Consider the following 24,265-nt stretch of genomic DNA (forward strand, 5'->3'; position numbering starts at 1 on the left):
ACATGAGGGCGAGTTTCCGGCTCGGCCGGATAGCGGGCGTACCGGTCGGGGTCAACTGGAGCGTCCTGGTCATCTTCGCGCTGATCGCCTGGGGGCTGGCGGCCAACCAGTTCCCCCGGGCCTACCCGGACCGGCCCGTCGCCGCGTACGTCCTGGCGGGGCTCGCTGCGGCGGTGGTCTTCTTCCTCGGCCTGCTCGCCCACGAGGTCTCGCACGCGATCGTCGCCAAGCGCAACGGGCTGGAGGTCGGCGGGATCACCCTCTGGCTCTTCGGCGGGGTGGCCGAGCTGCGCGGCGAGGCGCGCGACCCCGGCGCGGAGCTGCGCATCGCCGGCGTCGGCCCGCTGGTGAGCCTGCTGATCGGGCTCTTCTTCGGCGCGATCGCGGTGGTGCTCGCCCTGGCCGGGGTGGAGGGGCTGCTGATCGGCTCGCTGGCCTGGCTGGCCGGCATCAACGTGCTGCTGGCGGTCTTCAACGCGCTGCCGGCCGCCCCGCTCGACGGCGGGCGGTTGCTGCGCGCGGCCGTCTGGAAGGCCACCGGCGACCGGACGAGGGCGTCGGTCGTCGCCGCCCGGGCCGGCTGGGTGCTCGGCGCCGTGCTGATCGGCCTGGGGCTCTGGCAGTTCCTGGCCGGCGTCGGCTTCGGCGGGCTGTGGCTGGCCCTGATCGGCTGGTTCCTGATCGGCGCCGCCGGCATGGAGGAGCGGCAGGCCCGGATGGGCAGCGCGCTGGAGGGCGTCCGGGTGGCCGACGTGATGACGCCTCAGCCGCAGACCGCGTCGGGGCAGATGACGGTGGGCGACTTCGTGGACCACTACCTCTTCGCGTACCGGCACACGGCGCTGCCGCTGACCGAGGACGACCGGCCCGTCGGCCTGGTCACCCTCGACCGGGTGCGCGGCATCCCGGCGGGCCGCCGGGCCGCCACCACGCTGGCCGAGGTGGCCTGCCGTGCCGACGAGCTGGTCCTCGCCCGGCCGGAGGAGCCGCTGAACGAGCTGCTCCCCCGGCTCAGCGAGTGCGCCGACGGGCGGGCGCTGGTGGTGACCGACGGCCGGCTCGTCGGGATCGTCTCGCCGAGTGACATCAGCCGGGCGGTGCAGCGCGGCAGCCTCCGCGAGCAGCTGGCCGACAGCCGGCCCGGCCGCTAGTCGCGCGGAAGGTAGTGGTCGAGCAGGTCGGTGCGGAACGTGCCGGCCGGGTCGAGCCGGCGCGCCAGGTCGAGGAAGTCGGCGTACCGGGGCCAGGCCGCGGCGAGGACCGCCGGGTCGAGGCCGAAGACCTTCCCCCAGTGCGGGCGCGGCGCGAACGGCGCGAGCCGCTCCTCCACGGCCGCCACCACCGGCAGCACCGCCGCCGCGTCCGCGGTCCAGGTGAAGTGGATGGCGAGGCTGTCCCGCTCGTGGTTCGGGCTGAGCCACAGCCCGTCGGCGGCCACCGCACGCAGCTCGCAGACCTGGAGCACCGGCGCGATCAGGTGCGCCACCGGGTCCAGCGCGGCCAGCGCCGCCGCCGCCGCGCCGCGCGGCACGTGGTACTCCGACTGCAACTCCTCCCCGCTGCTGGGGGTGAACCCGAGCCGGAAGTGCGGCAGCCGCTCGTGCCAGGGGCCCGGTTCGCCGAGCTGCGGGGTGCAGTTCCGCGCGGGCATGCCCGGCACCGGATGCCGTGGCGCGTCGGCCGCCGTGGTGCCGAGCCAGTCCGCCGGGAGCGGGGCCGCGTCCGCACGCTGCTTGACCCACACCTCCCGCAGCCGCGGCGACCGCCAGTCGGTGAAGACGCTGACGCTGTACGCCGAGGCGAACGCCGCGTCCAGCGCCGCGCGGGACAGGCCGAGGCGGACGTGCTGACGGATCTCGAAGGTCGGCACCACGTCCAGGGTGACCCGGGTGACGACGCCCAGCGCGCCCAGCGCGACGACCATGCCGGCGAAGGTGTCCCCGTCGGCCGCCCGGTCCACGGTCAGCAGGTCGCCGCCGGCCGTGACCAGCTCCAGCCCGGCGACCGCGCTAGCCAGGTTGCCGATCGTCTCCCCCGAGCCGTGGGTGCCGGTGGCGACCGCCCCGGCGACCGAGATGTGCGGCAGCGAGGCGAGGTTGGCCAGGGCGTACCCGCGCGCGTGCAGCCAGGCCGCGAGGTCCCCGTACCGCATGGCGGCCGGCACGGTGACGGTCGCGCGGTCCGGGTCGAGCGCGACGGTCGCGGGCAGCCCGGCCAGCGAGACCAGGTCGCCGGTGGTGTCGCCGAGGCGGTTGAACGAGTGTCCGGTGCCCACCACCCGCAGGCGGTCGCTGCCCGCCACCAGCCGGCGCAGCTCGTCGAGGGAGGAGGGACGGTGGTGGCGGCGGGCGGCGTAGTGGACGTTGCCCGCCCAGTTGCGCCGTGGCCCGGCCCCGGCGGCGCTCACGGGGTGCGGTGGCGGTCGGCGGACCGCTCGCCGGCCGGGGCCCCGCCGAGCGCGTCGACGAAGCGGTCCCCAACGTGCCGGGTCAGCGCCGCCGCCACCTCGGCGGACTTCTCCCGGACCCGCGCCAGGTCCAGCAGCTCCACCGCGGCCCGGCCGTCGACCGGGTGGCGCGCGTCGGTCGGCAGGTCGGCCAGCGCGCCCGGCGCGGGCACGAGCAGCAGGCGCGGCGTCGACGACAGTCCGTCCCGGGCCGGCGGCCGGGTCAGCGCCAGCGCCGCGACCTCCGCCCACGCGATCGTGCGGCGCAGCCCGGGGCGGCGGACGGTCAGGCCGTCGGCGTCGATGACGAACCGGAACGGGCGCAGCAGGCCGACCAGCACGCCCCCGCCCAGCAGCACGGCCCCGACGGCGACCAGCCGGCGCAGCAGCGCGTGCTCACCCGGCAGCGCCAGCAGCACCCCGCCGCCGACCACGCAGGCCAGGGGCAGCACCAACGCCCCCCGGTTGCGGTGCAGTTCCACGTCGTACCCCCGTTCGACACCGTGGTCGTCGGGAGGCATCATCCGACGACCGCCGGCGGGGCGGAAACCGGTCGATCGGGCACGGTTACCCCGCCGTCGTCGGGGAACCCTACGCCGATGAGCAGCTACCGCGATCCCGCCCCGCTGGCCGATGTGTTTCCCTCGGGCCAGGTGACCGACCCGACCGGCACCGGACCGGCGCCGTCGGGCGGGGCGTATCCGGCGGGCACCACGCCCGGCCCCCGGCCGACGCCGGCGCCCCCGCCCGCGCCGCGCCCGGTGCCCCACCCGGGGCCGGCGCCCCGGGTGGGCGCCGTCGGCCCCCGCGCCTGACGCCCGCTCCGGCCCGCCGGCTCAGAGCTGGGGCTTCACCTCGGCCGCGACCAGCTCCAGGTGGTCGAGGTCCGCCAGGTCGAGCACCTGGAGGTAGAGCCGCTCGCTGCCGATCTCGGCGTACCGGCCGATCTTGTCGACCACCTCTGCGGGGGTGCCCGCGAGGCCGTTCTCGCGCAGCTCGTCCGGTTCCCGGCCGATCGCGGCGGCCCGCCGGGCCACCTCGGCGTCGTCCCGCCCGCAGCAGAGCACCAGGGCGTTGGACCAGCGCAGCTCGCCCGCGTCCCGACCGGCCTCCGCGCAGGCGGCCCGGACCCGCGCGAACTGGGCGGCGGAGTCCTCGACCGAGGCGAACGGCAGGTTGAACTCGTCGGCGTACCGGGCGGCCAGGCGGGGCGTGCGCTTCGGGCCCATGCCGCCGAGCAGGATCGGCGGGCGCGGGTCCTGCACCGGCTTCGGCAGCGCCGGCGAGTCGCTGACCGGGTAGTACCTCCCGGCGAAGTCGAACGTCCCGCCCGGCGGCGTCGCCCAGAGCCCCGTGACGACCGCGAGCTGCTCCTCCAGCCGGTCGAAGCGCTCCCCCAGCGACGGGAAGGGGATCCCGTACGCGGTGTGCTCCTCGGCGTACCAGCCGGTGCCGATGCCCAGCTCGACCCGGCCGCCGCTCATCTGGTCGACCTGCGCGACGGTGATCGCCAGCGGGCCGGGCAGCCGGAAGGTGGCGGCGGTCATCAGCGTGCCCAGCCGGATCCGCCGGGTGTCCCGGGCCAGGCCGGCGAGGGTCGTCCACGCGTCCGTCGGCCCGGGGTCGCCGCTCACCGCGCCCATCTTCAGGTAGTGGTCGGAACGGAAGAAGGCGCCGTAGCCGGCCTCCTCCGCGCAGCGGGCCACGGCGAGCAGGTCGTCGTACGTCGCGCCCTGCTGGGGTTCGGTGAAGATCCGCAGTTCCATGCTCCGAGCATAGGGAGCCGGCCGGGCCGGCGCGCCGATCCGGCCCTTCCCCGGGCGGCGACGCCGGGCGGGTGCCCGCCGCCCGAAGTGGCGGGCATCCGATAGCGGCGTCCCTGGCCCCGCCCCGTCGGGCGGTCCAGAGTGGAGGCCGAGCGACGACGCGAGGAGGAACCCATGGAGGACCAGCACCGGGACCGGCTGAAAGGGGCGGTGGACGCGCTGCTCCCGGAGGTGTCCCGCCGGGCCGGGGAGATCGAGGCGGCCCGGGGGCTCCCCGCCGACCTGCTCGACTCGCTGCGGGCGGCCGGCTGCTTCCGGATGTTCGTCCCCCGCAGCCACGGCGGCTACGAGGCGGACCTGCGCACCGGGCTGCGCGTGCTGGAGGCGCTGGCCCGGGCCGACGGCTCGACCGGGTGGACGGTGATGATCGGCGCCGAGACGCCGCACCTGGTGGCGATGCTCTCCCGCGACCGGTTCGACAAGGTCTACGCCGACGGGCCGGACGTGGTGGTCGGGGGCGGGTTCGCCCCGCAGGGGCGCGCCGAGCCGGTCGACGGCGGCTTCCGGGTCACCGGGCGGTGGGCGTTCGCCAGCGGCTCCCGGCACGCCGACTGGATCTTCGGCAACTGCGTGCTGACCGAGGGCGGCGAGCCGCTGCCCGGGCCGGCGGGGGCACCGCCGGCGGTGCGCTCCATGCTCTTCCCGGCCTCCCGGGTCACCGTGCACGACACCTGGCACGTGCTCGGCCTGCGCGGCACCGGCAGCCACGACGTCGAGGTGGCGGACGCCTTCTGCCCCGCGGAGGAGAGCTTCGACCTGTTCACCGGCGTGCCCTGCGTGCCGGGGCCGGGCTTCGTGGCGCCGCTGGTCCACTTCGTCCTGCACCTCGGCGCGGTGGCGGTCGGCATCGCGCAGGGCGCGCTGGACGACATGGTCACGCTGCTCGAGGGCGGCCGACAGCGGCTCTACGCCCGGCAGTCGCTCGCCGACTCGCCGGCCTTCCGCCTCCAGCTCGGCCGCGCCGACCTGGACGTACGGGCGGCCCGGGCGCTGCTGCGGGACCTGGCCGACGACCTCTGGGCGGCCTGCGCCACCGACCCGGCGGCGATTCCCGCGCTGCACCCGCGGGTCTCCGCCGCGCTGCCCTGGGTGACGGAGCGCGCCGCCGCCGCGGTCGACACCTGCTACCGGGCGGCCGGCGGCGGGGCGGCCCGGGACTCGTCCCCGCTCCAGCGTCGGTTCCGCGACATCCACACGTTCAGCCAGCACGCGGCGGCGGCCGAGGGCTGGCTGGCCAACAACGGCGCGCGGGTGCTCGGCCGGCCGGTGGAGCTGGCCTACTGACGCCGGGTGAGGCGACACGCGGGCGCTCGGCACCCGGACGGGTCTCCCGGCTTCCGAGAAGGAGCCGGGGCACCCGTCCGCCGTCTGTCGACGGGTCAGCAGCGCTGCCGCTGCCCCGTGTGGTGCACGCCGACCTTGCCCACCACGGTCAGGTCGGTCAGGGCGGTGTTCGCACCGCGGTGCACGTAGCACGAGTAGCGATGCTGGTTGATCACTTCGAGGTGGATGTGGACCCCGCTGTCGCCGTTGACCTGGTAGCAACTGGACCAGCGGAAGCGGCCCGTCTCGCCGAGCCTGGTCCACGGACCGACCGAGGCGCCGACGACGATGCCACTGGGCTTGTTGTTCACGTGCATCACGTCCGCCCGGCCGAGGATCTGCCCGGTCGTGGTGTCCCGGGCCTCGAGCCCGATGCGGTAGCCGCCGTCGGCGAGGTTGCGGGTCGCGCAGCCCGGCTGGACGGTGACCACCTTGACGGCGACCGGGTGCCCGGAGGCTGTCTTGGTACCGAACGGCGAGACGATCGTGGCGCCCGGACCGCGGTAGATGTCGACGGCCCAGTCGTTCGGGTAGCCCCAGTGACCGAAGACGATGTGGTGTGAGGCCGGCCCGGAGAGACCGAACCGGTCCCAGGTGGACGAACCCTGGATCGGCGGGTAGACGTTGACCCTGTCCGCATCCGGATGCGCCTGCGCGGCGCTGGCCGGGGCGAACGCGGCGCCGGCCACGAGCACGAGAGCGGCCAACGCAGGGGCGAGACGACCGAACTTCACATGATCTCCATGGCTGTCCTGGCGCAGCTGGGCCCGGCGGACATCGCGCCGGGGTGGTGCACGAGCGCGCCTGCGCACGATCCGGCGGATCCTATACCACCATCGATGGACTTCATGATCGACGTCTATCCGTCCGCCACCGGCTCCCCCGGTCCTCCTGGCGGATCTCCGGCCGGCTGGTCACACGTACGGCCGGGTGGCGTAGGCCGCCCTCAGCGCGGCCAGCCCCGTCGACTTCGGCGACAGGGTGCCCCAGCCGGAGTTGAAGTAGTTGGTCCGCGCGATCCGCGGTCCCCGCTCGGCGTTGAGCTGGGCGATGGCCGCCGGCACGGTGGCGATCCAGGCCGCCTGGTCCGGCACTTCCGCCACCCGTACGCCCCACTCGGCGATGATCACCGGCCGGGAGAGTGCGACGGGGCCGAGGTCGGCCACCGCCCAGTCCTTGGTCCGGCGGAACCGGGCCAGCGCCGTGTGGGTGGGGCTGGTGGCGTAGGCGTTCCACTGGAGGAAGTCGAGCTTGGCCATCAGCGCCTCCGGGTGGGTGCGCTGGAAGCAGGCCCGGTCGAAGCCGCCCACCCCGACCGAGAACGTCGTGCCGGCGGGCAGCTGGCGCGCCTTGAACCAGTCCACGATGTACGTCGTCGCCTGCACGGCACGGGCGTCCGACTGCGCCCACGGGTAGCTGACGCCGGACTCGGTGGTGCCGAACTCGTGGTCGGTGTCCAGCTCGGAGGCGAGCTGGATGTTCACCCCGAAGCCCAGGGTCCGGTACTGGGACAGGGCGCGGGCGAACAGCCCGTCGCAGTGCCCGGCCAGGACCTGGCTGTAGCCGTACGCCCGGGGCCAGGTCGTGCCCGGGCGCTGCTGGATGGTCATCGCGGGCGCCGGGACGGTGTAGGTGACGCCGTCCACGGTGAAGGTCTGCGGCCCGGCGTTGGGCGCGCCGTAGTGCTTCAGCTCCAGCACCATGTTCATCTGCACCCCGGCCCTGCCGAGGGTGATCAGCCACGGCCGTTGGTAGCCGGGGAAGGTGTAGCCGTCGGCGAAGCTGCGGTACTGGGTCAGCGAACGGAAGTTGCCGCCGGCCATGTCGGCCGTCGGGTCGGCGCCGCCGGAGAGGTAGTAGCCGCCCAGCACCGGCGGCGCGATCGTGTAGTCGGCGGTGGCGGTGGCGGTGCGCCCGCCGTTGTCGCGCACCGTGACGGTGACCCGGGGCATCACGCCACCGCCCGGTAGACGGCCACCGAGCCGTTGTCCGACGCCCTGGTCCAGGTGCGGCCGGAGTCGTCGGTGACGGCGAGGGTGAGCGGGTCGATGACGGCGGTGACCTTGACCGGCGCGCTGCTGTTGCCCTGCGCGTCGGTCACCACGATCGTGACGGTCACCGGCTTGGTGTCGGCGTCGCCGTAGGTGACCGTCAGGATCATCTGGTCGCCGGGTGAGTAGGTGGAGGCGTTCAGGGAGGCGGTGGCGGTGGGAACGGCCATTGCCGGCTCCTCTCGTGCTCGGTGACCGGACCCCGGCTCGTGACCACGGCCGGATCCGGTTGGGGAGGATGGGGTCGGGGCGACGACCGGGTCGCCGGGCACGCGACGGCGTGGGCCCGGGACGGGTCATGGGTACGGCTCGCCGGCCGCGCTGTCTCGACGTTGCCGCGCGGCTCCGGGTGGGTGCCGGGATGGGGACCTCGGTGTCGGTGTCGGTGAGGCGGCTTCCGCCCGGGCACCCGGGGCGGTGGCTGCCGGAGTGCGACCTCGCGGTGCGTGGGCGGCCGGCGCTGCGCTACGCCGCGGCCGTCGCGGGGTCGGGCTCGGTGATGGCGGTGTCGGCGGGGACGATGCTGTCCCCGCCGGGCCCTAGGAATGGGTTGTGGCCCGCCATCCTCACGCCTCTGACCTGCTACAACAGTGCGCCGCGGAGGCGTTCCGCGTCCTGTCCGTCATCGGACGGCCGGAGTGTCCGGCAGGTGACTGTGCTCCGGCCGGAACTGTGCCGAAGCCGCCCTGGCGACGACCTCCTCCGGGCTGAGCGGCGCCTTCGGGTGGTGGGGCGTAGCGACCCCGGATCCACGGGGTTGCCGGGAGGTACGCCACTGGCCATGGCCGAGCGCGTTACCGAGGACCGGTCGGGGGTGCCGCCCCGTCCGGGCCGGCTGCCGGCGCCCTTCGCCGCTGTCGTGGGCGGCCGCGCGACGAATCTTCGGCAGCGTTCTGGCTGGCCAAGAACCCGGACCCGGCACTCGACGAAATCGACTGCCGACTCTTCTCTTCACATGAACCCAAATCAATCAAATGGTCTACATCGATTGCCGGTTCTTCTCTTGACTTTAACGCACGTTGAACAAATTGTTGCGCGGAAGCCATTGACCGGTGGATCCTTTCGGCACGTCACGGCGGCTCGATAACAGCATTCAGAGCACCGTGGAACCGATGCGAGAAAAAGAGTGGAGGTGAACAGAAATGAAGATCAAGGTGATCAAGGTCGAGCGCATCGAGGCGACCCGCCCGCACCCGGACCCCGACGCGGGGGATGGCGCCCTCTGACGACTGCCGCAGTGGCCCGGTCCGTCCCAACGGACCGGGCCACTGCCCTCCCCACCCGACCGTCGAGGAAGGATCACGACCGGCATGCGCCCCAGACTGAAGTCCCTGAACACACTCACCACCGACGACACGGTCGTCATCTACCGGCGGCCGACCGAGCGGATCCACCTCGACGATCCGGGCGGCAACGTGCGGGCGCTGGTCGAACTTCTGGCGCGGGGCGCCCACGACGCGGTCGAGCTGCCGGCGGAACTCGCCCGCCTCGGTCATCTGAGCACCGCCGAGGACGTGCACCACGCCATCGCCGCACTGGACGACCTGCGCCTGCTGGAGAACGCCGACGGGGACCCCGACACGGAGACGCTGCGCTGGCACGAGAGCAACCTGCGCTTCTACGACCTCTTCACCGACCTCGGCACATCCAGCGGCGAGCTGCATCGCCGTCTCGCCAACTCCGCCGTGCTCGTCCTCGGCGCGGGTGGCCTCGGCAGCGGGGTCCTCCAGTCGTTGCTGGGGCTGGGGGTGGGGCGGGTGCGCATCGTGGACTTCGACACGGTCGAACCCAAGAACCTGGCCCGCCAGTTCGTCTACGGTGCGGGCGAGGTCGGTCAGCCCAAGGCGGCTGCGGCCGCGGCCTGGGCCCGGCGCTACTCGCCACGGACGGTCGTCGAGGCCGTCGAGAAGGAGGTCACGGACGCCGCGACGATCCGCACGCTCGGTGCCGACGTGGACCTCGTCGTGCTCGCCGCCGACCAGCCCGCCGGCATCCAGCTCATGACCAACGAGGCGTGCTTCGACCTCGGCGTACCGTTCGTCACCGGAGGCTTCAGGCTCTCCAGCCTGTTCTACTGGTCCGTCGAGCCCGGGCGTACGCCCTGCCGTCTCTGCCTGGAGCTGCACCGCGACGACGACCTGCGCGGCCGCGACGAGTGGGTTCGCAGCGGGCTGCTGCTGGAGGCCGACCCGGTGAACCGCGGCACCGGGCCGGTGGCGCAACTGCTGTCCGGGTTCATCGCCCTCGAGGCGCAGCGCTACCTCGCCCGGACGGAGGAGCCGGCCGCCGCCGCGACCTACCGGAGCATCGACATCGGCGACCGCATGCGTGCCGACGCGACGGGCTGGGAACGGCACCCCGACTGCACGCTGTGCGACAAGGCCTCGGGCGGCGACCGGTGACCGCGCCCACCGCCGAGCGCTTCGCCACGCTGACCGTGGTGCCCGACGGCGACGTCCACATAGTCGGCAGCCTGCACACGGCGGAGTACCTCGCCGTGCCCGAGATCGGCGCGACGATCATCGGCTGGTTGCAGGCGGGCGAGAGCATCGAGCGGTGCGCCGCCCGCGCCGAGGAACTCGTCGGCGAGCCGGTAGACGTGGCCGACTTCGTCGACACGCTGGTCGAGCACGGCCTGCTGCCCACGGTCGGGGACGACGACGAAACCGACACCGCCGGGTCGGCCGCAGCCGGCTGGCGGCTCGTCGGCCGGGTTCTCTTCCACCCCGTCGCCTGGGCCGTCCACGCGGCGCTGGCCATCGCCGCCGTGCTGCTGCTCATCGCCCGCCCGGAACTGCGACCCCACTACACCGACCTGGTACCCACCCGGTCGGCGCTGTCCAGCCTGCTGCTCGTCTCGCTGCTCACCGTCGTCTGCATACTCGTCCACGAGGCCGGCCACGTCGCCGCCGCAGCCCGCCTCGGCCTGCGCAGTTCGCTCTCGGTCACCCGGCGGCTCTACTTCGTGGTGTTCCAGGCTGACCTGACCCGGCTGTGGAGCGTGCCGCGCCGCCGTCGCTTCGGGCCGCTGCTGGCCGGAATGGCGCTGGACGCCGCGACCCTGGGGGCGTTCCTGATCGCGCAGGAGTTCCTCGCGGCGAGGCTCGACCCCGGCATCGTGCAGATCCTCCGCACGCTCGTGCTCGTGCAGATCAGCGGAATTCTCATCCAGACCTGGATATTCATGCGCACCGACCTGTACGCACTGTTCACCACCGCCACGAGCAGCCGGAACCTGTGGGTGCTGAAAGGGGCGCTGCTACGCCGCTGGCTACGCCGGGAGACCGCGGCGGACGGCGATACGTTGGCCCATGCCACCGCACGCGAACTGCGGTGGGCGAAGGTGTTCGTTTGTCTCTACGTGCCCGGCCTGGTCTACGCGCTCGGATACCTCGCGTATTTCGGGATACCCGGCACGTTGCGCATTCTCGGAATGGCCACGGGCGCAATCCGCGACCCCGGCCTGACCACCCTGGCGGGCTGGTCCGGCGTGGCGGCGCTGGTGTTCGTCTTCCTGCCCGCCTCGCTCGCCCTCGGGGGCGCGGCCCGCAGCGGCCTACGGCTCCTTCGGACGGCGGTGCGGCGCCGCGCCGCCGCCACGGACGCCTAGTTGTCGTACTCGTCTTGACGCATCGGCGCAGGGTGGCGGGTGATCTCACCCGGATCTTTGGGGCAGCGGTTCGGGGCGGAGCATCGAGGTCCGGGCTGACCGGGTGTGGATGCCTCGACCGCCTCAGTACGGGTAGCGGGCCGGGGCCGCAACGCCGCGCTGGCGCCGCATCTCGTGCGCCCGCTTCTCCTTGCGGATGATGGCCACGGCGTACCAGGTGAACGCAGCGGACACCAGCGCCAGCGGGATGGCTCCCCAGAAGGGCCGGCCTTGCGCCCACGAGATGGGCAACGCCAGCACCAAGACCACGGTGAACGCGGTGAACACGACGGCGAGGACTCGCAGCCCGCCCACGGTACGCACCATGACGCCTGGTCCGCCCCCGACGAAGCCGACCTCCTCCGGCCGGTAGAGGGCCAGCTCCCCATCGACGGTGCGCATCAGACGCCACGCCTCCCCACGCTCCCGAAGCCGTTGGTACTCGGCTCGGGCGGCCTCGTCACGGGCCGCCCGTCCGGCGTCGTCTGCGGTCACCGTCTGATTCCTTCCGCCGAACGGTGGCGCCTCTCGGTCAGCCCACCTCGTCCATCACGCCCGCAAGCTGAGCGAGTATTCGAACCAACTGTGTCACGGGCTGCCTCACGGCCGCCCGGCCGTCGTCGCAGCTCTTTCGAGGCTGCCCGCTTCGCTGCCGCGTTCGGCGTTCACCGGGCGGCGAAGGCACAGGGGTCGGCCGTACAGTGTGCGGACCATTCGATCGAGGAGGGTCTCGTGACCCAGCCGCCACCGGTGCCGGGATCCCCGGAGCCCGTCGGCACGTCCGCGAACCCCGACGGTGAGAACCCCGGGACCGCGACGCCGTACCTGCTCGTCATGCCACCCGTCGACGGGGCGCCGCCCGCCATGGTGTGGCCCGGCACGGAGGGCGCGCCCGCCTGGGCGATCCCGGTCAGCATCCCGGCGGGCACGCGCGGATACGCCGTGTTCATCCCGTTGGTGCCGGCCACCGCGCCGACCCCAACCGTGACGGACACCCACCCGACGGTCGCCGCCCCCACGCCGGCAGACCCGGACACCCATTCGACCGTCGCCGGCCCGGCGCCCACGGGCCCCGACAGCCGCCCGGTCGTGCCGAGGCAGGTGGACGGCGGGGATGGCGAGACCACGACGGCCACCGCCGACACGAAGGGCCCGCCGCCTGCGGTCGAGCCGGCACCGGAGGCCGCAGGCCCGGCGCCGGGCGCGCCGCCGCGCCCGACCACCGCGCCGGCCACCACCACCGCACCGCCACCGGCCGCCGCCCCACACCCGGCGCCCTACCGGATCGAGGTGCCGAGCGGCGCGCCGATGCCGTACCGCGGCTACCAGCCGACCCCGCCCCCGCCGTCGTTCCTCGACACGCGTTGGCCGGGGCCGAAGCCCGCCCAGGACCGGGCCGTACCGGCCGCGGTCCTCGCCGGAGCGCTGGGGCTGGCGTTCTTCGTACCGCTCACCCGCACCGGCATCGGCTGGTTCCTCGGCTGGCTCGCCCTGACCGTCGCGGTGGTCCTCGCGGTCCGGCGGACGGGCGCGGAACTGCCGCGCGCCGAGCGGCGGATCCGCGCCGGGTGGGCGGCGGCGGCGCTGGCGCTGCTGGCGGTCCTGGCCTTCCGCAACGCCTGGTGGCTGGTGACGTTCTGCGTGCTCGGCGCGCTCGGCTGCGCGACCCTCGCGATCGTGGGCGGCCGGCTCATCCGATCGATCCTGTTCAGCCTGGTGGCAGCCCCGTTCGCGGCGTTGCGCGGGCTGCCGTGGGTGCGCGGTCACCTGCGCGCCCCGGCGAACCCGGGTCTGGCCCGTCGCGTCGTCGGGTCGGCCGCGGCCACCCTCGCCGCGCTGATCGTCTTCGGCGCGCTCCTGTCCTCGGCCGACGGCGCCTTCTCCGTGGTGCTCGGCGAGGTGATTCCCGAGGTCAACGTCGGCACGGTGTTCCGCTGGGTCTTCCTCGCCGCCGTGGGCGGGCTCTGCGCCGTCGCCGCCGTCTACACGTTGGCCGCGCCACCCGACCTGTCGACCGTGGACCGGCCCGGCACGCGCCGCTTCGGCGTCGTGGAGTGGGCGCCGGTCATCAGCGCGCTCACGCTGCTGTTCGGCGGCTTCGTGGCGGTGCAGTTCACCGTCCTGTTCGGCGGGCAGCGACACGTGCTGCGCACCGCCGGTCTCAGCTACGCCGAGTACGCGCGCAGCGGGTTCTGGCAGCTCGTCGTCGTCACCATGCTGACGCTGGCGGTGCTCGGCGGGGTGGCCCGCTGGGCGCGACGGGAACGGGCCGTCGAGCGCCACCTGCTGCGGGTCCTGCTGGGCCTGCTCAGCGTGCTCAGCTTCGTCATCGTGGTGTCGGCGCTGTCGAGGATGTACACGTACCAGAAGGTCTACAGCTTCACCGGCGAGCGGCTCTTCGTGATGGCGTTCGAGCTGCTGCTCGGCACCGTGTTCCTGATGATCCTGGTGGCCGGGCTCCGCTGGCGCGGGGCCTGGATCCCCGGCACGACGGTGGCGCTCGCCGTGGTGATGCTGCTGGGCCTGGCCGTGCTCAACCCGGAGGACTACGCCGCCCGCCGCAACATCGCCCGGTACGAGCAGACGGGGAAGATCGACGCCTGGTACCTGCGGGCGCTCTCGGCGGACGCGACGCCGGCCCTGACCGGCCTGCCCGACCCGGTGCGCCGCTGCACGCTGAGCTGGATCGCGGACGACCTCGAGGAGCCGGACCCCTGGTACGCCTGGAACCTCGGCCGGGTCCGGGCGCGCGCGGCGCTCGACCGGGTCGGACCGGGCGCCATCGGCGGCCCGCGCGACTGCCGGGCCGCCGACCAGTTCGACCTGCCGAAGCGCCGCCGGTGACGGGCCCGCCGTCCCCGGGTCGACCGGGGACGGCGGGTGCTCAGCCGAGGTGGTCGGCCGGCGCGGTCCGGAGCAGCCGGGCCAACGGTCCCACTGGTCGCGGGTGACGTGCCGCCAGCCGGCATCCTGGCGACGGGCAGCGCGAACCCGGCCGATTCTCAGGCCGGCGCCGTGCCCCGGACCGCCCAGGCCCGGGCGGTGAGCCGGACCGACCCGTCCGGCGCCACGGGCAGCCGGGCCGACAGCAGGTCGCGCAGGCGGGCGCGATCCGGCGCGGTCAGGGACGCGACGTACGTCGGGGCGGGACCCTGTCCGCCCAGGAACGGGGTCCAGTAGTCGTCGAAGCCCGCGAACACCGTGGGCACGTCGACGGGCCGGACCGACACCGCCGTCAGACCCGCGTCGGTCCACAGCCCGCGCAGGGACTCCGGGTCGCACACCGCGAACCGGCGGCCCTCGTTCCGTTTGGCCACGGCCGGGTCGAGCAGGGCGGCGGCGTCCCAGAAGTGACGCAGCAGCGCCATGCCCCCGGCGTAGTCCCAGACGTAGGCGGCGGCCACCCCACCCGGCCGGGTGACCCGGGCGAACTCGGCGACGGCGCGCGCCGGCTCGGGCACGAAGTTGACCGCCAGGCCGCTGACGACGACGTCGACGCAGCGGTCGGGCAGCGGCAGCGCCCGGGCGTCGCCGACCTGGAAGGCCGCCCGCGCGTCGCCGACCGCCGCGCGGGCGTACGCCACGAAGCCCGGCGAACGGTCGACGCCCGCGACGTACGCCGGGTCGGCCAGCGCCAGCACGGTCGACGTGAGCGCGCCCGTGCCGCAGCCCACGTCCAGCCAGCGCCGGCCCGGCGGCACGGCCAGCCAGTGCAGGAACTCCCTCGCGACGGGGCGGCTCCACCGGCCCACGTACGCCTCGTAGGCATTGCCGTCCGCCCAGACCGGGTGCGCCATGCGCAGACCATACGACGTACGCGCCGTGGCGGGCAGGGCGGCAGGCCAGGGGCGGTCCGCAGTGGTTCGACTCGATCAGCCAGACTCGGTCGTACCCCCGAGCCCGCCCGACAGCCGCCGAGCACCCCCGTACCCCTCGTCCGATGGTTGGAGCGCATGTCCCACACCCTCCTGATCTGGTTGGTCGGCGGCGTCCTGCTGGTGGGCGCGGGCTTCGCCACGACCCTGCTGCCCAGGTGGCGGGCGCGGGGGCTGGAGCACCGGACCGCCTGGTCCGCCGCCCGCGCGGCCATCGACAGCGCGGCCGTCAGCCGGGACGCGGCGGCGGCCCGGGTGCCGGCGGCCGAGCGGCTGCTGGCCCGGGCCGAGTCGATCGCCGCCGCGCGCGGCGGGGCGTCCGCGGCCCGGGCGGCGGCGGAGCACGCGCGCGAGGCCGACCGGTTGTGGCGGACGCACCAGTGACCGCCCGCCGGCACCACGGCCGCGACCTGCTGCGCTGGGCGCTCCTCGGCATCGCCGTGGTCGTCCTGGTGGTCTTCCTGCTCGCCCAGCGGCAGAGCGTCGACGTCAGCTACGGCCGGTCGCCGGCCGCCACGGCGAAGCTCGAGGAGGGCTCGGCCGGTGAGCTGAGCGACGCGAGCGTGCCCTCGGTGACCGAGATGACGGCGCTGGTGGCCGCCGATCCCGTGGTGCGGCTCCCCGGCGCGACCGCGCGCTGGAACGAGCAGCGGGTCCGCGAGGCCGCCGGTGACGACGCCGTCCGCATCCTGGTCGCGCCGCCCGGGCTCGACGGGGACGAACGCGACCGGGTGCGGGACGTGGAGAACGCGACCGTCCGGGTGATCGGCACCGAGGTCAGCGGCGGCATCTACCAGGCCGTGCCCGACACCCTGCCCGGCTGGCGGGCCCAGTTCGCCACCGCCGACGTGACGGGCCCGCTGGTGACGTTGATCGCCGCGCTGCGGGACGCGCCCGACCCGCCGGAGCACGACGAGCTGCGCTGGCGTGCGCCGACCGACCGGGAGCTGGCCGCCGTCGCCGCCGACCTGCGGGCCACGGGCCTGCACCTCGGGGCCGGGGCCACGCTGACCGGCGTCCCCGGCGACGTCGCGCGCAACGCCTTTCCAGACGGCGCCCGCTACGTGGCGCTGCCCGCGCAGCCGTTCGGCGAGCCGGTGCCCCGGTACGGGCCGGCGCTGGCCGAGCTGTTCCCAGGCACGCCGATCGTCGTGATGTACGGCCTCTGGATCGAGTACCACGGCCCGGCGGCGGACGACTTCGCGGAGCTGGCCGGGGCGAGTTTCTACGGCCAGTTCGGCGGCCGGCTGAGCCGCTACGACTACCCCCAGGGCAACGTGCTGACGGCATACCTGAACCGGGTCACCGACCTGCGTTACTCGGGGCTGTTCGACCGCCCGCTGCCGTACCGGCCGACCGACCCGCTGCGGGTGGCGCTGCCCGCCCTGCCGTGGCTCTTCGCGGGCTGCGTGGCGGCGTTCCTGATCCTCTCGGTCCGGTCGCTGCGCCGGCCGGACGGCGTGGGGGTCCGGCGCGGCGACCCGGTGCGGGGTGGCACGCCCGCCCGGTTGGCCGGTCTCACCGCCCTCGCCGTCGAGATGTCGCTGCTCACCGACGCCCGCAGCGATCCGGCGCTGACCCGGGGCGTCGTCAAGCTCCAGGCCGCCCGCGCCGCGCTGGACGAGGGGCTGCCGGACCGCCACGTGCGTACGTTGCTGAACGAGGCGGCCGACGAGCTGGACGACGGCGCGCGGACGCTGGGGATCGCCAGCTACCGCCCGGATCTCTACCTTCGGGGCAGGTTGTCGTGAGACGGTCCGGACGACGATGGCTCGGCGACCTGTTCGGCACGCCCTTCGGCGTCGCCGTGCTGGCCTGTCTGGCGCTGGCCGGCTGGGCGTTGTGGACCGGCGGGGCGCTGGACGGCCCGATCGCCCGCCAGGTCCGCGCCTCGTCCGTGTACGCCGCACCGGGCGTCGACCTGGACCGGGCCGCAGCCGAACGGGTGATCGGCAACCGCAGGCTGGTCGTGCTGCTGCTGGAGCCGGGCGCGGACCTGCGGCGGGGTTGCCGCCAGGTCGAGCGCGCCGCCGACGGGACGGTCGTGCTGGTGATGAGCCGCGACGGGAACGAGTACGACACCTACGGGTGCGCGCTGCTGCCCGGGCGCGACGACGAGAACTTCGGTCGGGCGGCCGTGGCGGAGATGACCGTCGGCCGGGGCGTCGACACCTTCGCCGACCGCCCTCTGGAGGCGCTGAAGGTCGTCACCGTCAACTACGACCTGCTGGTGAAGGCCGGCACCGTTCCGGACGGCGCGCGGACGATCAGCCCGTCGCTGCCCCGCTTCCTGCTCGCGTCCGCGGCGATCGTCGCCGTCGTCGCCGGGGCGACGGTGCTCTACGTCGGCGGCCGCCGCGCGGGCCGGCTCGCCGATGCCCGTCGTCGCCGCCGCGACGAGAACGCCGACGCCCGCAGCGCGCTCGGCGCCGCCGCCGCGGTGCTGGCCCAGCAGATCATCGACCTGGACCAGCGGTACGCCTGGGCGGAGCGCCAGGCCTACGTCAGCGGCGCCGAGGAGGGGTTCGGCAGGAGGTACCTGGCGTTGACGTCGGACTACGCCGCGCTGCTCGACCGCGTCGCGGCGGTGGACGCGGACGACGAGGACGCCGTACGCCGGCTCGTCGACCGCGTCGACGAGCTGAGCCGGCGGGCGTCGACGATCACCGGGCCGCCGGCCGGGGACGGGGCCCGCCCCAGGTCCGCCCGGAGCGGCAGCGTCCCGCCCTCCGGCGACTGACGGCACGGTCGACGGCGGGCGGGGCGGCGCGGGCTGCGCGCCGTCGCGCGTCGGATCCTGCCGAAAGCCCACACCTGACTGCCCTTCCTGTCACATTGACAGTAAGTCTAGGGTGGGTCCATGTCGGACGATCGTTGGGTGCCGCCCACCGTCCTGCTCGCGGTGGACCTCGTCATCCTCACCCTGCGCGGGTCCCGGCTCCAGGTGCTGCTCGTGGAGCGCGGCGTGGAGCCCTACCGGGGCGACCTGGCCCTGCCCGGCGGCTTCCTGAACCACGCGCAGGAGGACCTGCCGGCGGCGGCCCACCGGGAGCTGGCCGAGGAGGCCGGCCTGTCGGCGGAGCAGCTGCACCTCGAACAGTTGGGCGTCTACGGCACGCCGGGGCGCGACCCGCGCGGCCGCGTCGTCTCCGTGGCCTACCTGGCCGTCGCGCCCCGGTTGCCCGAGCCGACCGCCGGCACCGACGCCTCCGGCGCGTGCTGGACCCCCACCGACCGGGTCCTGTCGGCCGGAGCCCGGCTCGCCTTCGACCACCGCCGGATCGTCGCGGACGGCGTCGAGCGCGCCCGCGCCAAGCTGGAGCACTCGGCGCTGGCGACCGCGTTCTGCGCTCCGACGTTCACCATCTCCGAGTTGCAGGACGTCTACGAGGCGGTCTGGGGCGTCCGCCTCGATCCCCGGAACTTCTACCGCAAGGTCCAGAGCGTCGACGGCTTCATCGTGCCCGCCGGCACGACGAGGAGGACGGACACCGGTCGCCCCGCACGGCTGTTCCGGCCAGGGCCGCGCGAGGCGCTGCATCCCCCCATGACCCGACCGACGGGTCCGGCAGACAAGGAGCCGGCGAAGGCATGAACAGCAGTCTCGTCGTTATTCTCACGGCCCTGAACCTGGAGTACGACGCGGTCCGCGGCAGGCTGACCGACCTGCGGGTGCACCGGCATCCCGCCGGCACCCGCTTCGAGGTCGGCCGGCTCGGCGGCAACGGCTGCCGGGTGGCGCTGGGCCTGGTGGGCAAGGGCAACCACCCCGCGGCGGTGCTGGCCGAGCGCGCCATGGCCGAGTTCTCCCCCGCCGCAGTGATCTTCGTCGGCGTCGCCGGGGCCCTCTGGCCGAGCATCCGGCTGGGGGACGTGGTGGTGGCGTCCCAGGTCTACGCCTACCACGGCGGCACGAGTGAGGACGACGGCCTCAAGGCCCGGCCGAGGGCATGGGAGATCTCGCACGGCGCGGGCCAGATCGCGCAACACCTGGCGCGCAGCGGCGAGTGGTTCCAGGGCCGGCCCGGGGACGCCGCGCCCCGGGTCCACTTCGCGCCGATCGCGGCGGGCGAGATCGTGCAGGATTCTGCGGTCTCCGCGCAGGCCCGGTGGGTGCGGCAGCACTACAACGACGCCGTGGCCATCGAGATGGAGGCCGCCGGCGTCGCGCAGGCGGGTCACCTCAACCGTGCGCTGCCCGTGGTCGTGGTGCGGGGTGTCAGCGACCGGGCCGACGGCACCAAGACGGCCACGGACGGGGAGAACTGGCAGCCACGGGCGGTGGCCCACGCGGCCGCGTTCGCGACGGCGCTGGCGCAGGAACTGGTCGCCGACGGCGCGGCCGGTCAACGGGAGACGGCGGAGAGGGACAGGCAGGCGCAGATGGGCATGACCAACAAGAACGTCGCCAGCGGCAACGCCCGGGTGGGCGTCCAGGCCGGGCAGATCCACGGCAACGTCACCGTGGGCCGGGAGCCGGAGCCGCCGGCCGACCTCGCGACGGCCATCGGCGAGCTTCGCGGCCTGATCGAACGGGCCCACCACGACGGCCAGTTGGACGAGGCCACCCACGCGGCGGCGGAGACGGAGCTGGAGACGGCCGGCGACTGCCTCGAGGACGAGACACCGCAGGGCCGCAGCGCCCTGATGGTGTCGCTGCGGAGGCTGCGCGGCCTGGTGGCCGACGTGACGGAGCTGGCCGCCAGGCTGGCCGCGATCATAGCCGTGGCGAAGGGACTGTCGTGACGACGCCGACGACGACCAACGTCGCGCAGGGCGACGCCCACGTCGGGGTCCAGGCCCAGGCGATCCACGGCGACGTCTACTACCAGCTGCCGCCGGACGCCTCCCCGAAGGAGAGGTTCCGCACCGGCGTGAAGTACCTCGACGCCCGGATGCCGGCCAGGGCCCGCGAGCTGATCGAGGAGGCCGTCGCGCGCGGGTACGAGACCGACGAGGTGCGCTTCCACTGGCTGCTCGCCCTGCTGAGCGGACGCACCCTGCGCCAGTTGGGCAGCGAGGACCTCACCACGCTCTCCGCCATCTGCGGCCGCATCACCCGGGTGCACGGCCGGGGCGAGTGGACGGTCGGCCTGCGGTCGGTCCTGCGGCTGCTCAGCTCGCTGAACACCGCCGACACCGAGTTGATCCTGAAGGAACTCGACGAGCTCAGGCCGCGCCAGCGCGACAAGATCCTCGACCACCTCGGGGTGCTGCTCGAAGGCCCGGTGGAGGACCAGCTGTGGCACCGCTCGGTCGATCGGGCCAGGGCGGGGCAGAAGGCCGGCGACCGGAAGAACCGGGTCCGGCTCTTCTTCCACCCCTCCCCCGCGCCGCCGAGGGTCCGTCCCGTCCAGCCGGCCGTGATCCCGGCGGGCGAGTGGCTGCGTGCCCTCGCCGCCACGGCGGCCTTCGCCCTCGCCGCCGGCAACGTCGCGCGGCTGCTGCTGCAACGCGGCGAGCTGGCCCCGGTGCTCGCCTACCTCGTGGCCGCCGCGGGAGTCGCCGCCTTCATGGTGGGTGGCGCGGACCGGCACTTCCGGCGGGAGCGGCGGCGGCTGAAGGAGGCGGCGTCCGCCCCACCGACGCAGCGGCGGGCGAAGCCGCCGGGCGGCGGCTTCGCCCGCAAGGTGGACCGGCTCTTCGACACCTACTTCGGGCGCTACGTGCCCAGGGACACGGGCCGGTCCCACTGGCTCGCCCAGACCGCGGGCATCCGGAGGCACCTGCGCGACGAACTCGTCGAGATCTACCGCGAGCAGCGGGTCGACGCGGGCGAGATCGCCTGGCTGGTCCGTCACCTGGTCGGCGACGTGCGACAGCGGTGGGAGAACGACACCCTGGCGGCCCACCGGGCCGGGCTGCGCACCCCGTGGCCGAGCATCGCCCTGTGGGCGGTCGGGCTGGCCGCCGTCGTCGCCGGGGCGCTCTGGGTGGCTCCGGCCGCCGCGCTGACCGCGCCACTGGGCGGCACGGCGTCGGTGCTGCTCGCGGTGGTGTCCGCCGTGTTCGGGGCGCGGGCGTGGTTCCGCATCGTCGCCGAGCGTCGACGCGTGCCGGCCGAGGAGGCGGAGCGGGCGCAGGAGTTGGCGGAGCGCCAGGCCGCGTACGAGCGCTGGCAGCAGAAGCTGTCCCGCAAGCCGTCCGACGCGGAGATGGCCTCCTGGCTGGAGTGCGACCGCAGGATCCTCGTCGACGAGGCGATGCGGCACTACCGGCTCCGGCCCAGTCAGGTGATCGCGCACGCCTTCATCGAGGCGCCCGCCGGGTCGTACAAGCGGGCCCGGGTGCACCGGGGGCCGTGGCGCTACTCGAGGTACCGGCTGCTGCTCTTCCTGTTGACCGACGACGGGGTGCGCCAGGTGAACATCGACCTCGACTTCGAGGAGGGCGTGGCCCACGGCACCCAACGGCTCAACTACCGCTTCGACACCGTCGCCGCCGTACGCATCGACGGCGTGGCGACCCAGCAGCAGACGTTCGAGCTGACCCTGGTCAACGGCGCGCCGATCCGCGTCCGGGTGACCGAGTCGAGCACCGACGGGATCCAGCCGGGCGAGGATCCGGGGGCGCTGTCCCGGGTCGCGCTGGACGCCTCGGGCCTGCTGCACACCCTCAACGTCCTGGAGGGGATCGCGGCCGAGGGGAAGCAGTGGATCAGGCACCAGCGCCGACGGGCCGACGAGCGGCTCTCCGAGGTGACGGCGACCGTGGCCGGCCTGATCGGGTGACCCCGGCGCCGCTGGCGGCTGTGCCGGCCGTACGACCGCGTCGCGCACCCGACGCGGGCCCTTCCGGCAGGTACGGGGGCGCGATGCGCCCCGTACCTGCCGGTACGGACCAGAGTCCCTCGGATCCGGACCGCCTCGCGGGCCCGGAACCAGGGCGGCGGCGGAAGCGACCATCGGGACACGTGCCGCCGACTCAGGGCGTCGGAACGGATCGTCGCTCGGCTTCCTCACTCCAGCACAATGTCGAATTCCTGGGCCACCTCCGAAACGATCTCGGCGACGTCCTTGAGGAAGCGGTTCTGGTCCGGCGATGCGCTGGCGGTCGGCACCGGGGCAGCCTTGCCGTAGATGTCGGAGGCGATGATGCGGGCGCGGACGACCGTGGATCCCTTACCGCTCTGGTTGTAGGCCGTCTGCCAGCCGCGCTGCACTTCGTGCTGCAGCCTACGCCGGGCCAGATCGATCAACTCCCCGGTCACGGCATTCGAGACCTCGTCGATGATCGTCTGCCTCTCGTCGTCGCTCGGCTGGCCCCTGTCCCAGCGCACCGGCCGCTGCAGCATGAGATACACCTGCGCTTGCAGCGCATAGCGGAGATCGGCGACCGGCTTGAGGTTGTCGTATTCGTCCACCCACCCTTCCGCCAGGCGGCGGCTCAACGCCTTGACGCGGGTCCAGTGCTCCTTCCGCGCGTCCGGGTTGAAGTCGAACCCGAGCAGTCCCCGCCACCGCAGGTGGAAGTTCTTCGCCGCCTCGGTCACCGCGAGGGAGAGATGCATCCGGTCGTAGACGGGCCGGCTGGGGCCGGCTTCGACGGCCTGCTCCGGGTGGGCCAGGGCATCGATCAACCGTTGGAGCTCTTGGATCGACCGTCCGCCCATCTTCTTCTTGGCGTTGAGCGGCTTGTGGATCCCGCCGACGAAGAAGCGTGCGCAGTCGAGGCGGCGACGCAGGATGCGCTCGGCGGCTGGGCCGAGGTCGTCGCCGATCGCCTTGAGCACGTTCTCCACGGAGGCCAGGACGTGTTCCTCCCGGGCGGAGAATGTCGGCAGGTTGTCGCCCTTGACCTGGTCGAAGTGGGTGAAGAGGAAGTGCAGCTTCATGGCGTTGCCCGAAACGGCGATGCCCTTCAGCGCCGCTACCGGGGCCGCCTGCATCGGCTGCGCCGCGTTGTCGACCAGAAGCACAGCGTCGACTTTCTCGAGCTGCAGGGCTACTCGGGTCGAGAGGGTGGCAACCGACTTCGGGGTGTGGCCGAGACCTTCACCGTCGACCAGGACGAGCTTGGCAGGCTGCGCGGCCCACTGCGGTACGAACGGACCACTGACCCGGATGCCGTTGACGAGCGGCGTGAGCAGGCGACCGAACAGCGGGGCGTAGTTGCTGGAGAATCTGGTGACGTTCTTGATGAACGCCGCCCTGTCGTCGGTGCTCCACGACCAGCTGACCGGCCAGTCCTGCCGGTTGCGCCGTAGGTCGCCGACCTCCAGCGTGGAGAAACGCTTCTCGATCTCGTCGATCAGGGAGTCGACGACGCCGTGGAACTCGTCGGACTGCCGCAACTCGGTGTCGAGGTTCTCCTCGATGTATTCGGCGACGACCCGTTCGTCTTCCTCGCTGGGATCGAACGCGTCCCGGGTTTCGCTGGCATACCTCTGTACGATCGCCCGGACCGAGCCCACCGCCTTCTGGATCACCTGCTGGGTGAACTCGATGTCGACCTGGCCGTACTCGGTCGGGTCGACCTCTTCTTCATCGTCGACGTCATCGTCCACGAGGTCGTTGGCGGCCGGCGCGGTGGCGCGGCCCAACACGTAGCTGAAACGGAACCGCTGGTTGACGTGATCGAGGAGCTGCCGGACGACCTCGGCGTCGCCCTTGCCGTTGAAGGCGGCCAGCGCGGCGGCGGACACGTTGTCGCTCAGGTAGTCGATCACCTCGCCGCGAGGCGTGAACGTCACGGCGGCGCGGTACGTGCGGTCCGTGCTGGTGATCAGCTCCGTGTCGGCGACGGTCGTCTTCGCCGTCGACGTGGACGGAAAGCGCTCGGTCTCCGGATCGGTGCCGAGGAGCTGCCGCACCACGGTCGTCTTGCCTGCCCCGGTCGTGCCGAGCATCATCACGGTCTCGTAGCCGTCCGCTGCGGTGGGAAGCGGAAGAAGCTCTTCGCGTACGGCGGCGAAGTCGAGCTGCACGGGCTCCACGTCCTGGTGGCGGCTATTGGTGGCGGTGTAGGAACTCTGCACGGCGATGGGCACGGAGGGTCCTCCTGGAGGGGGGGGTGGCAGGCCCGAGGGGTCGGACGCGGGCAGGGGAGATCAGCGACGGCCGTGCAGTCCCGGCCCGCTTGATGAAAGCGACACT

Annotated in this window: 21 protein-coding genes; 12 read left to right on the top strand and 9 right to left on the bottom strand. The window is 73.8% G+C overall.

What is annotated here, in order from left to right; genetic code table 11:
• Window positions 1–2 precede the first annotated feature (2 nt).
• Window positions 3–1,151, top strand: a complete 1,149-nt coding sequence (locus tag AB0G08_RS18030; protein ID WP_358088904.1) for a site-2 protease family protein — start codon at window positions 3–5, stop codon at window positions 1,149–1,151.
• Here AB0G08_RS18030 and AB0G08_RS18035 read toward each other — a convergent pair.
• Window positions 1,148–2,407, bottom strand: coding sequence for an FAD-binding protein (locus AB0G08_RS18035; protein ID WP_358088907.1), 1,260 nt, complete (start codon window positions 2,405–2,407; stop codon window positions 1,148–1,150). The genes AB0G08_RS18030 and AB0G08_RS18035 overlap by 4 nt on opposite strands.
• Window positions 2,404–2,970 (bottom strand): hypothetical protein, encoded by a 567-nt coding sequence (locus AB0G08_RS18040; RefSeq protein WP_358088910.1) that lies wholly within the window; start codon window positions 2,968–2,970, stop codon window positions 2,404–2,406. Before AB0G08_RS18040 ends, AB0G08_RS18035 begins: the two co-directional genes overlap by 4 nt.
• Window positions 2,971–3,045: 75 nt before the next feature.
• Here AB0G08_RS18040 and AB0G08_RS18045 point away from each other — a divergent pair, with 75 nt between their 5' ends.
• On the top strand, window positions 3,046–3,261 hold the full coding sequence (locus AB0G08_RS18045; RefSeq protein WP_358088912.1) for a hypothetical protein: 216 nt from the start codon (window positions 3,046–3,048) through the stop codon (window positions 3,259–3,261).
• Window positions 3,262–3,282: 21 nt separating this feature from the next.
• On the opposite strand, the gene AB0G08_RS18050 is transcribed toward AB0G08_RS18045, so the two are convergent.
• Window positions 3,283–4,212 carry an LLM class F420-dependent oxidoreductase gene (locus tag AB0G08_RS18050; protein WP_358088914.1) on the bottom strand — a complete coding sequence of 310 codons (930 nt, stop codon included), beginning with the start codon at window positions 4,210–4,212 and terminating at the stop codon, window positions 3,283–3,285.
• Window positions 4,213–4,386: 174 nt separating this feature from the next.
• Here AB0G08_RS18050 and AB0G08_RS18055 point away from each other — a divergent pair, with 174 nt between their 5' ends.
• The gene (locus AB0G08_RS18055; protein WP_358088917.1) at window positions 4,387–5,556 is read left to right on the top strand and encodes an acyl-CoA dehydrogenase family protein; all 1,170 of its coding nucleotides are present in this window, start codon (window positions 4,387–4,389) and stop codon (window positions 5,554–5,556) included.
• 95 nt (window positions 5,557–5,651) lie between these two features.
• Here AB0G08_RS18055 and AB0G08_RS18060 read toward each other — a convergent pair whose 3' ends face one another.
• The 3 genes from AB0G08_RS18060 to AB0G08_RS18070 all read right to left on the bottom strand — a co-directional run bounded on the left by AB0G08_RS18060 (window position 5,652) and on the right by AB0G08_RS18070 (window position 7,816).
• Window positions 5,652–6,329 carry a hypothetical protein gene (locus tag AB0G08_RS18060; RefSeq protein WP_358088920.1) on the bottom strand — a complete coding sequence of 226 codons (678 nt, stop codon included), beginning with the start codon at window positions 6,327–6,329 and terminating at the stop codon, window positions 5,652–5,654.
• 180 nt (window positions 6,330–6,509) lie between these two features.
• A complete protein-coding gene (locus tag AB0G08_RS18065) occupies window positions 6,510–7,547 on the bottom strand; it encodes a hypothetical protein (RefSeq protein WP_358088923.1) in 1,038 nt (345 codons plus the stop codon).
• A complete protein-coding gene (locus AB0G08_RS18070; protein WP_358088926.1) occupies window positions 7,547–7,816 on the bottom strand; it encodes a hypothetical protein in 270 nt (89 codons plus the stop codon). The genes AB0G08_RS18065 and AB0G08_RS18070 overlap by 1 nt, the downstream gene beginning before the upstream one ends.
• A 1,140-nt stretch (window positions 7,817–8,956) precedes the next feature.
• On the opposite strand from AB0G08_RS18070, the gene AB0G08_RS18075 reads away from it, so the two are divergent.
• Window positions 8,957–10,048, top strand: coding sequence for a ThiF family adenylyltransferase (locus AB0G08_RS18075; protein ID WP_358088928.1), 1,092 nt, complete (start codon window positions 8,957–8,959; stop codon window positions 10,046–10,048).
• Complete coding sequence (locus tag AB0G08_RS18080) at window positions 10,045–11,256, top strand: hypothetical protein (RefSeq protein WP_358088931.1); 1,212 nt, start codon at window positions 10,045–10,047, stop codon at window positions 11,254–11,256. The genes AB0G08_RS18075 and AB0G08_RS18080 overlap by 4 nt, the downstream gene beginning before the upstream one ends.
• Window positions 11,257–11,379: 123 nt before the next feature.
• Here the strand turns inward: AB0G08_RS18080 and AB0G08_RS18085 are convergent, their stop codons facing one another.
• The gene (locus AB0G08_RS18085; RefSeq protein WP_358088934.1) at window positions 11,380–11,790 is read right to left on the bottom strand and encodes a hypothetical protein; all 411 of its coding nucleotides are present in this window, start codon (window positions 11,788–11,790) and stop codon (window positions 11,380–11,382) included.
• 237 nt (window positions 11,791–12,027) lie between these two features.
• Here AB0G08_RS18085 and AB0G08_RS18090 point away from each other — a divergent pair, with 237 nt between their 5' ends.
• The gene (locus AB0G08_RS18090; RefSeq protein ID WP_358088937.1) at window positions 12,028–14,139 is read left to right on the top strand and encodes a DUF4153 domain-containing protein; all 2,112 of its coding nucleotides are present in this window, start codon (window positions 12,028–12,030) and stop codon (window positions 14,137–14,139) included.
• A gap of 158 nt (window positions 14,140–14,297) precedes the next feature.
• Here the strand turns inward: AB0G08_RS18090 and AB0G08_RS18095 are convergent, their stop codons facing one another.
• Window positions 14,298–15,092, bottom strand: coding sequence for a class I SAM-dependent methyltransferase (locus AB0G08_RS18095; protein WP_358088940.1), 795 nt, complete (start codon window positions 15,090–15,092; stop codon window positions 14,298–14,300).
• A gap of 156 nt (window positions 15,093–15,248) precedes the next feature.
• Here AB0G08_RS18095 and AB0G08_RS18100 point away from each other — a divergent pair, with 156 nt between their 5' ends.
• The 6 genes from AB0G08_RS18100 to AB0G08_RS18125 all read left to right on the top strand — a co-directional run bounded on the left by AB0G08_RS18100 (window position 15,249) and on the right by AB0G08_RS18125 (window position 21,901).
• Window positions 15,249–15,554 carry a DUF6403 family protein gene (locus AB0G08_RS18100; RefSeq protein WP_358088943.1) on the top strand — a complete coding sequence of 102 codons (306 nt, stop codon included), beginning with the start codon at window positions 15,249–15,251 and terminating at the stop codon, window positions 15,552–15,554.
• On the top strand, window positions 15,551–16,921 hold the full coding sequence (locus tag AB0G08_RS18105; protein WP_358088945.1) for a hypothetical protein: 1,371 nt from the start codon (window positions 15,551–15,553) through the stop codon (window positions 16,919–16,921). Before AB0G08_RS18100 ends, AB0G08_RS18105 begins: the two co-directional genes overlap by 4 nt.
• A complete protein-coding gene (locus AB0G08_RS18110; protein ID WP_358088948.1) occupies window positions 16,918–17,910 on the top strand; it encodes a hypothetical protein in 993 nt (330 codons plus the stop codon). The genes AB0G08_RS18105 and AB0G08_RS18110 overlap by 4 nt, the downstream gene beginning before the upstream one ends.
• A gap of 120 nt (window positions 17,911–18,030) precedes the next feature.
• Complete coding sequence (locus tag AB0G08_RS18115; protein WP_358088951.1) at window positions 18,031–18,765, top strand: NUDIX domain-containing protein; 735 nt, start codon at window positions 18,031–18,033, stop codon at window positions 18,763–18,765.
• Complete coding sequence (locus AB0G08_RS18120) at window positions 18,762–19,916, top strand: 5'-methylthioadenosine/S-adenosylhomocysteine nucleosidase (protein WP_358088954.1); 1,155 nt, start codon at window positions 18,762–18,764, stop codon at window positions 19,914–19,916. Before AB0G08_RS18115 ends, AB0G08_RS18120 begins: the two co-directional genes overlap by 4 nt.
• Window positions 19,913–21,901, top strand: a complete 1,989-nt coding sequence (locus tag AB0G08_RS18125) for a hypothetical protein (protein ID WP_358088956.1) — start codon at window positions 19,913–19,915, stop codon at window positions 21,899–21,901. Before AB0G08_RS18120 ends, AB0G08_RS18125 begins: the two co-directional genes overlap by 4 nt.
• 227 nt (window positions 21,902–22,128) lie before the next feature.
• Here AB0G08_RS18125 and AB0G08_RS18130 read toward each other — a convergent pair whose 3' ends face one another.
• Window positions 22,129–24,159, bottom strand: a complete 2,031-nt coding sequence (locus AB0G08_RS18130) for a hypothetical protein (RefSeq protein WP_358088959.1) — start codon at window positions 24,157–24,159, stop codon at window positions 22,129–22,131.
• Window positions 24,160–24,265: the final 106 nt, after the last annotated feature.

This window comes from Micromonospora sp. NPDC023644 (assembly GCF_040640115.1).
Lineage (GTDB): Bacteria > Actinomycetota > Actinomycetes > Mycobacteriales > Micromonosporaceae > Micromonospora.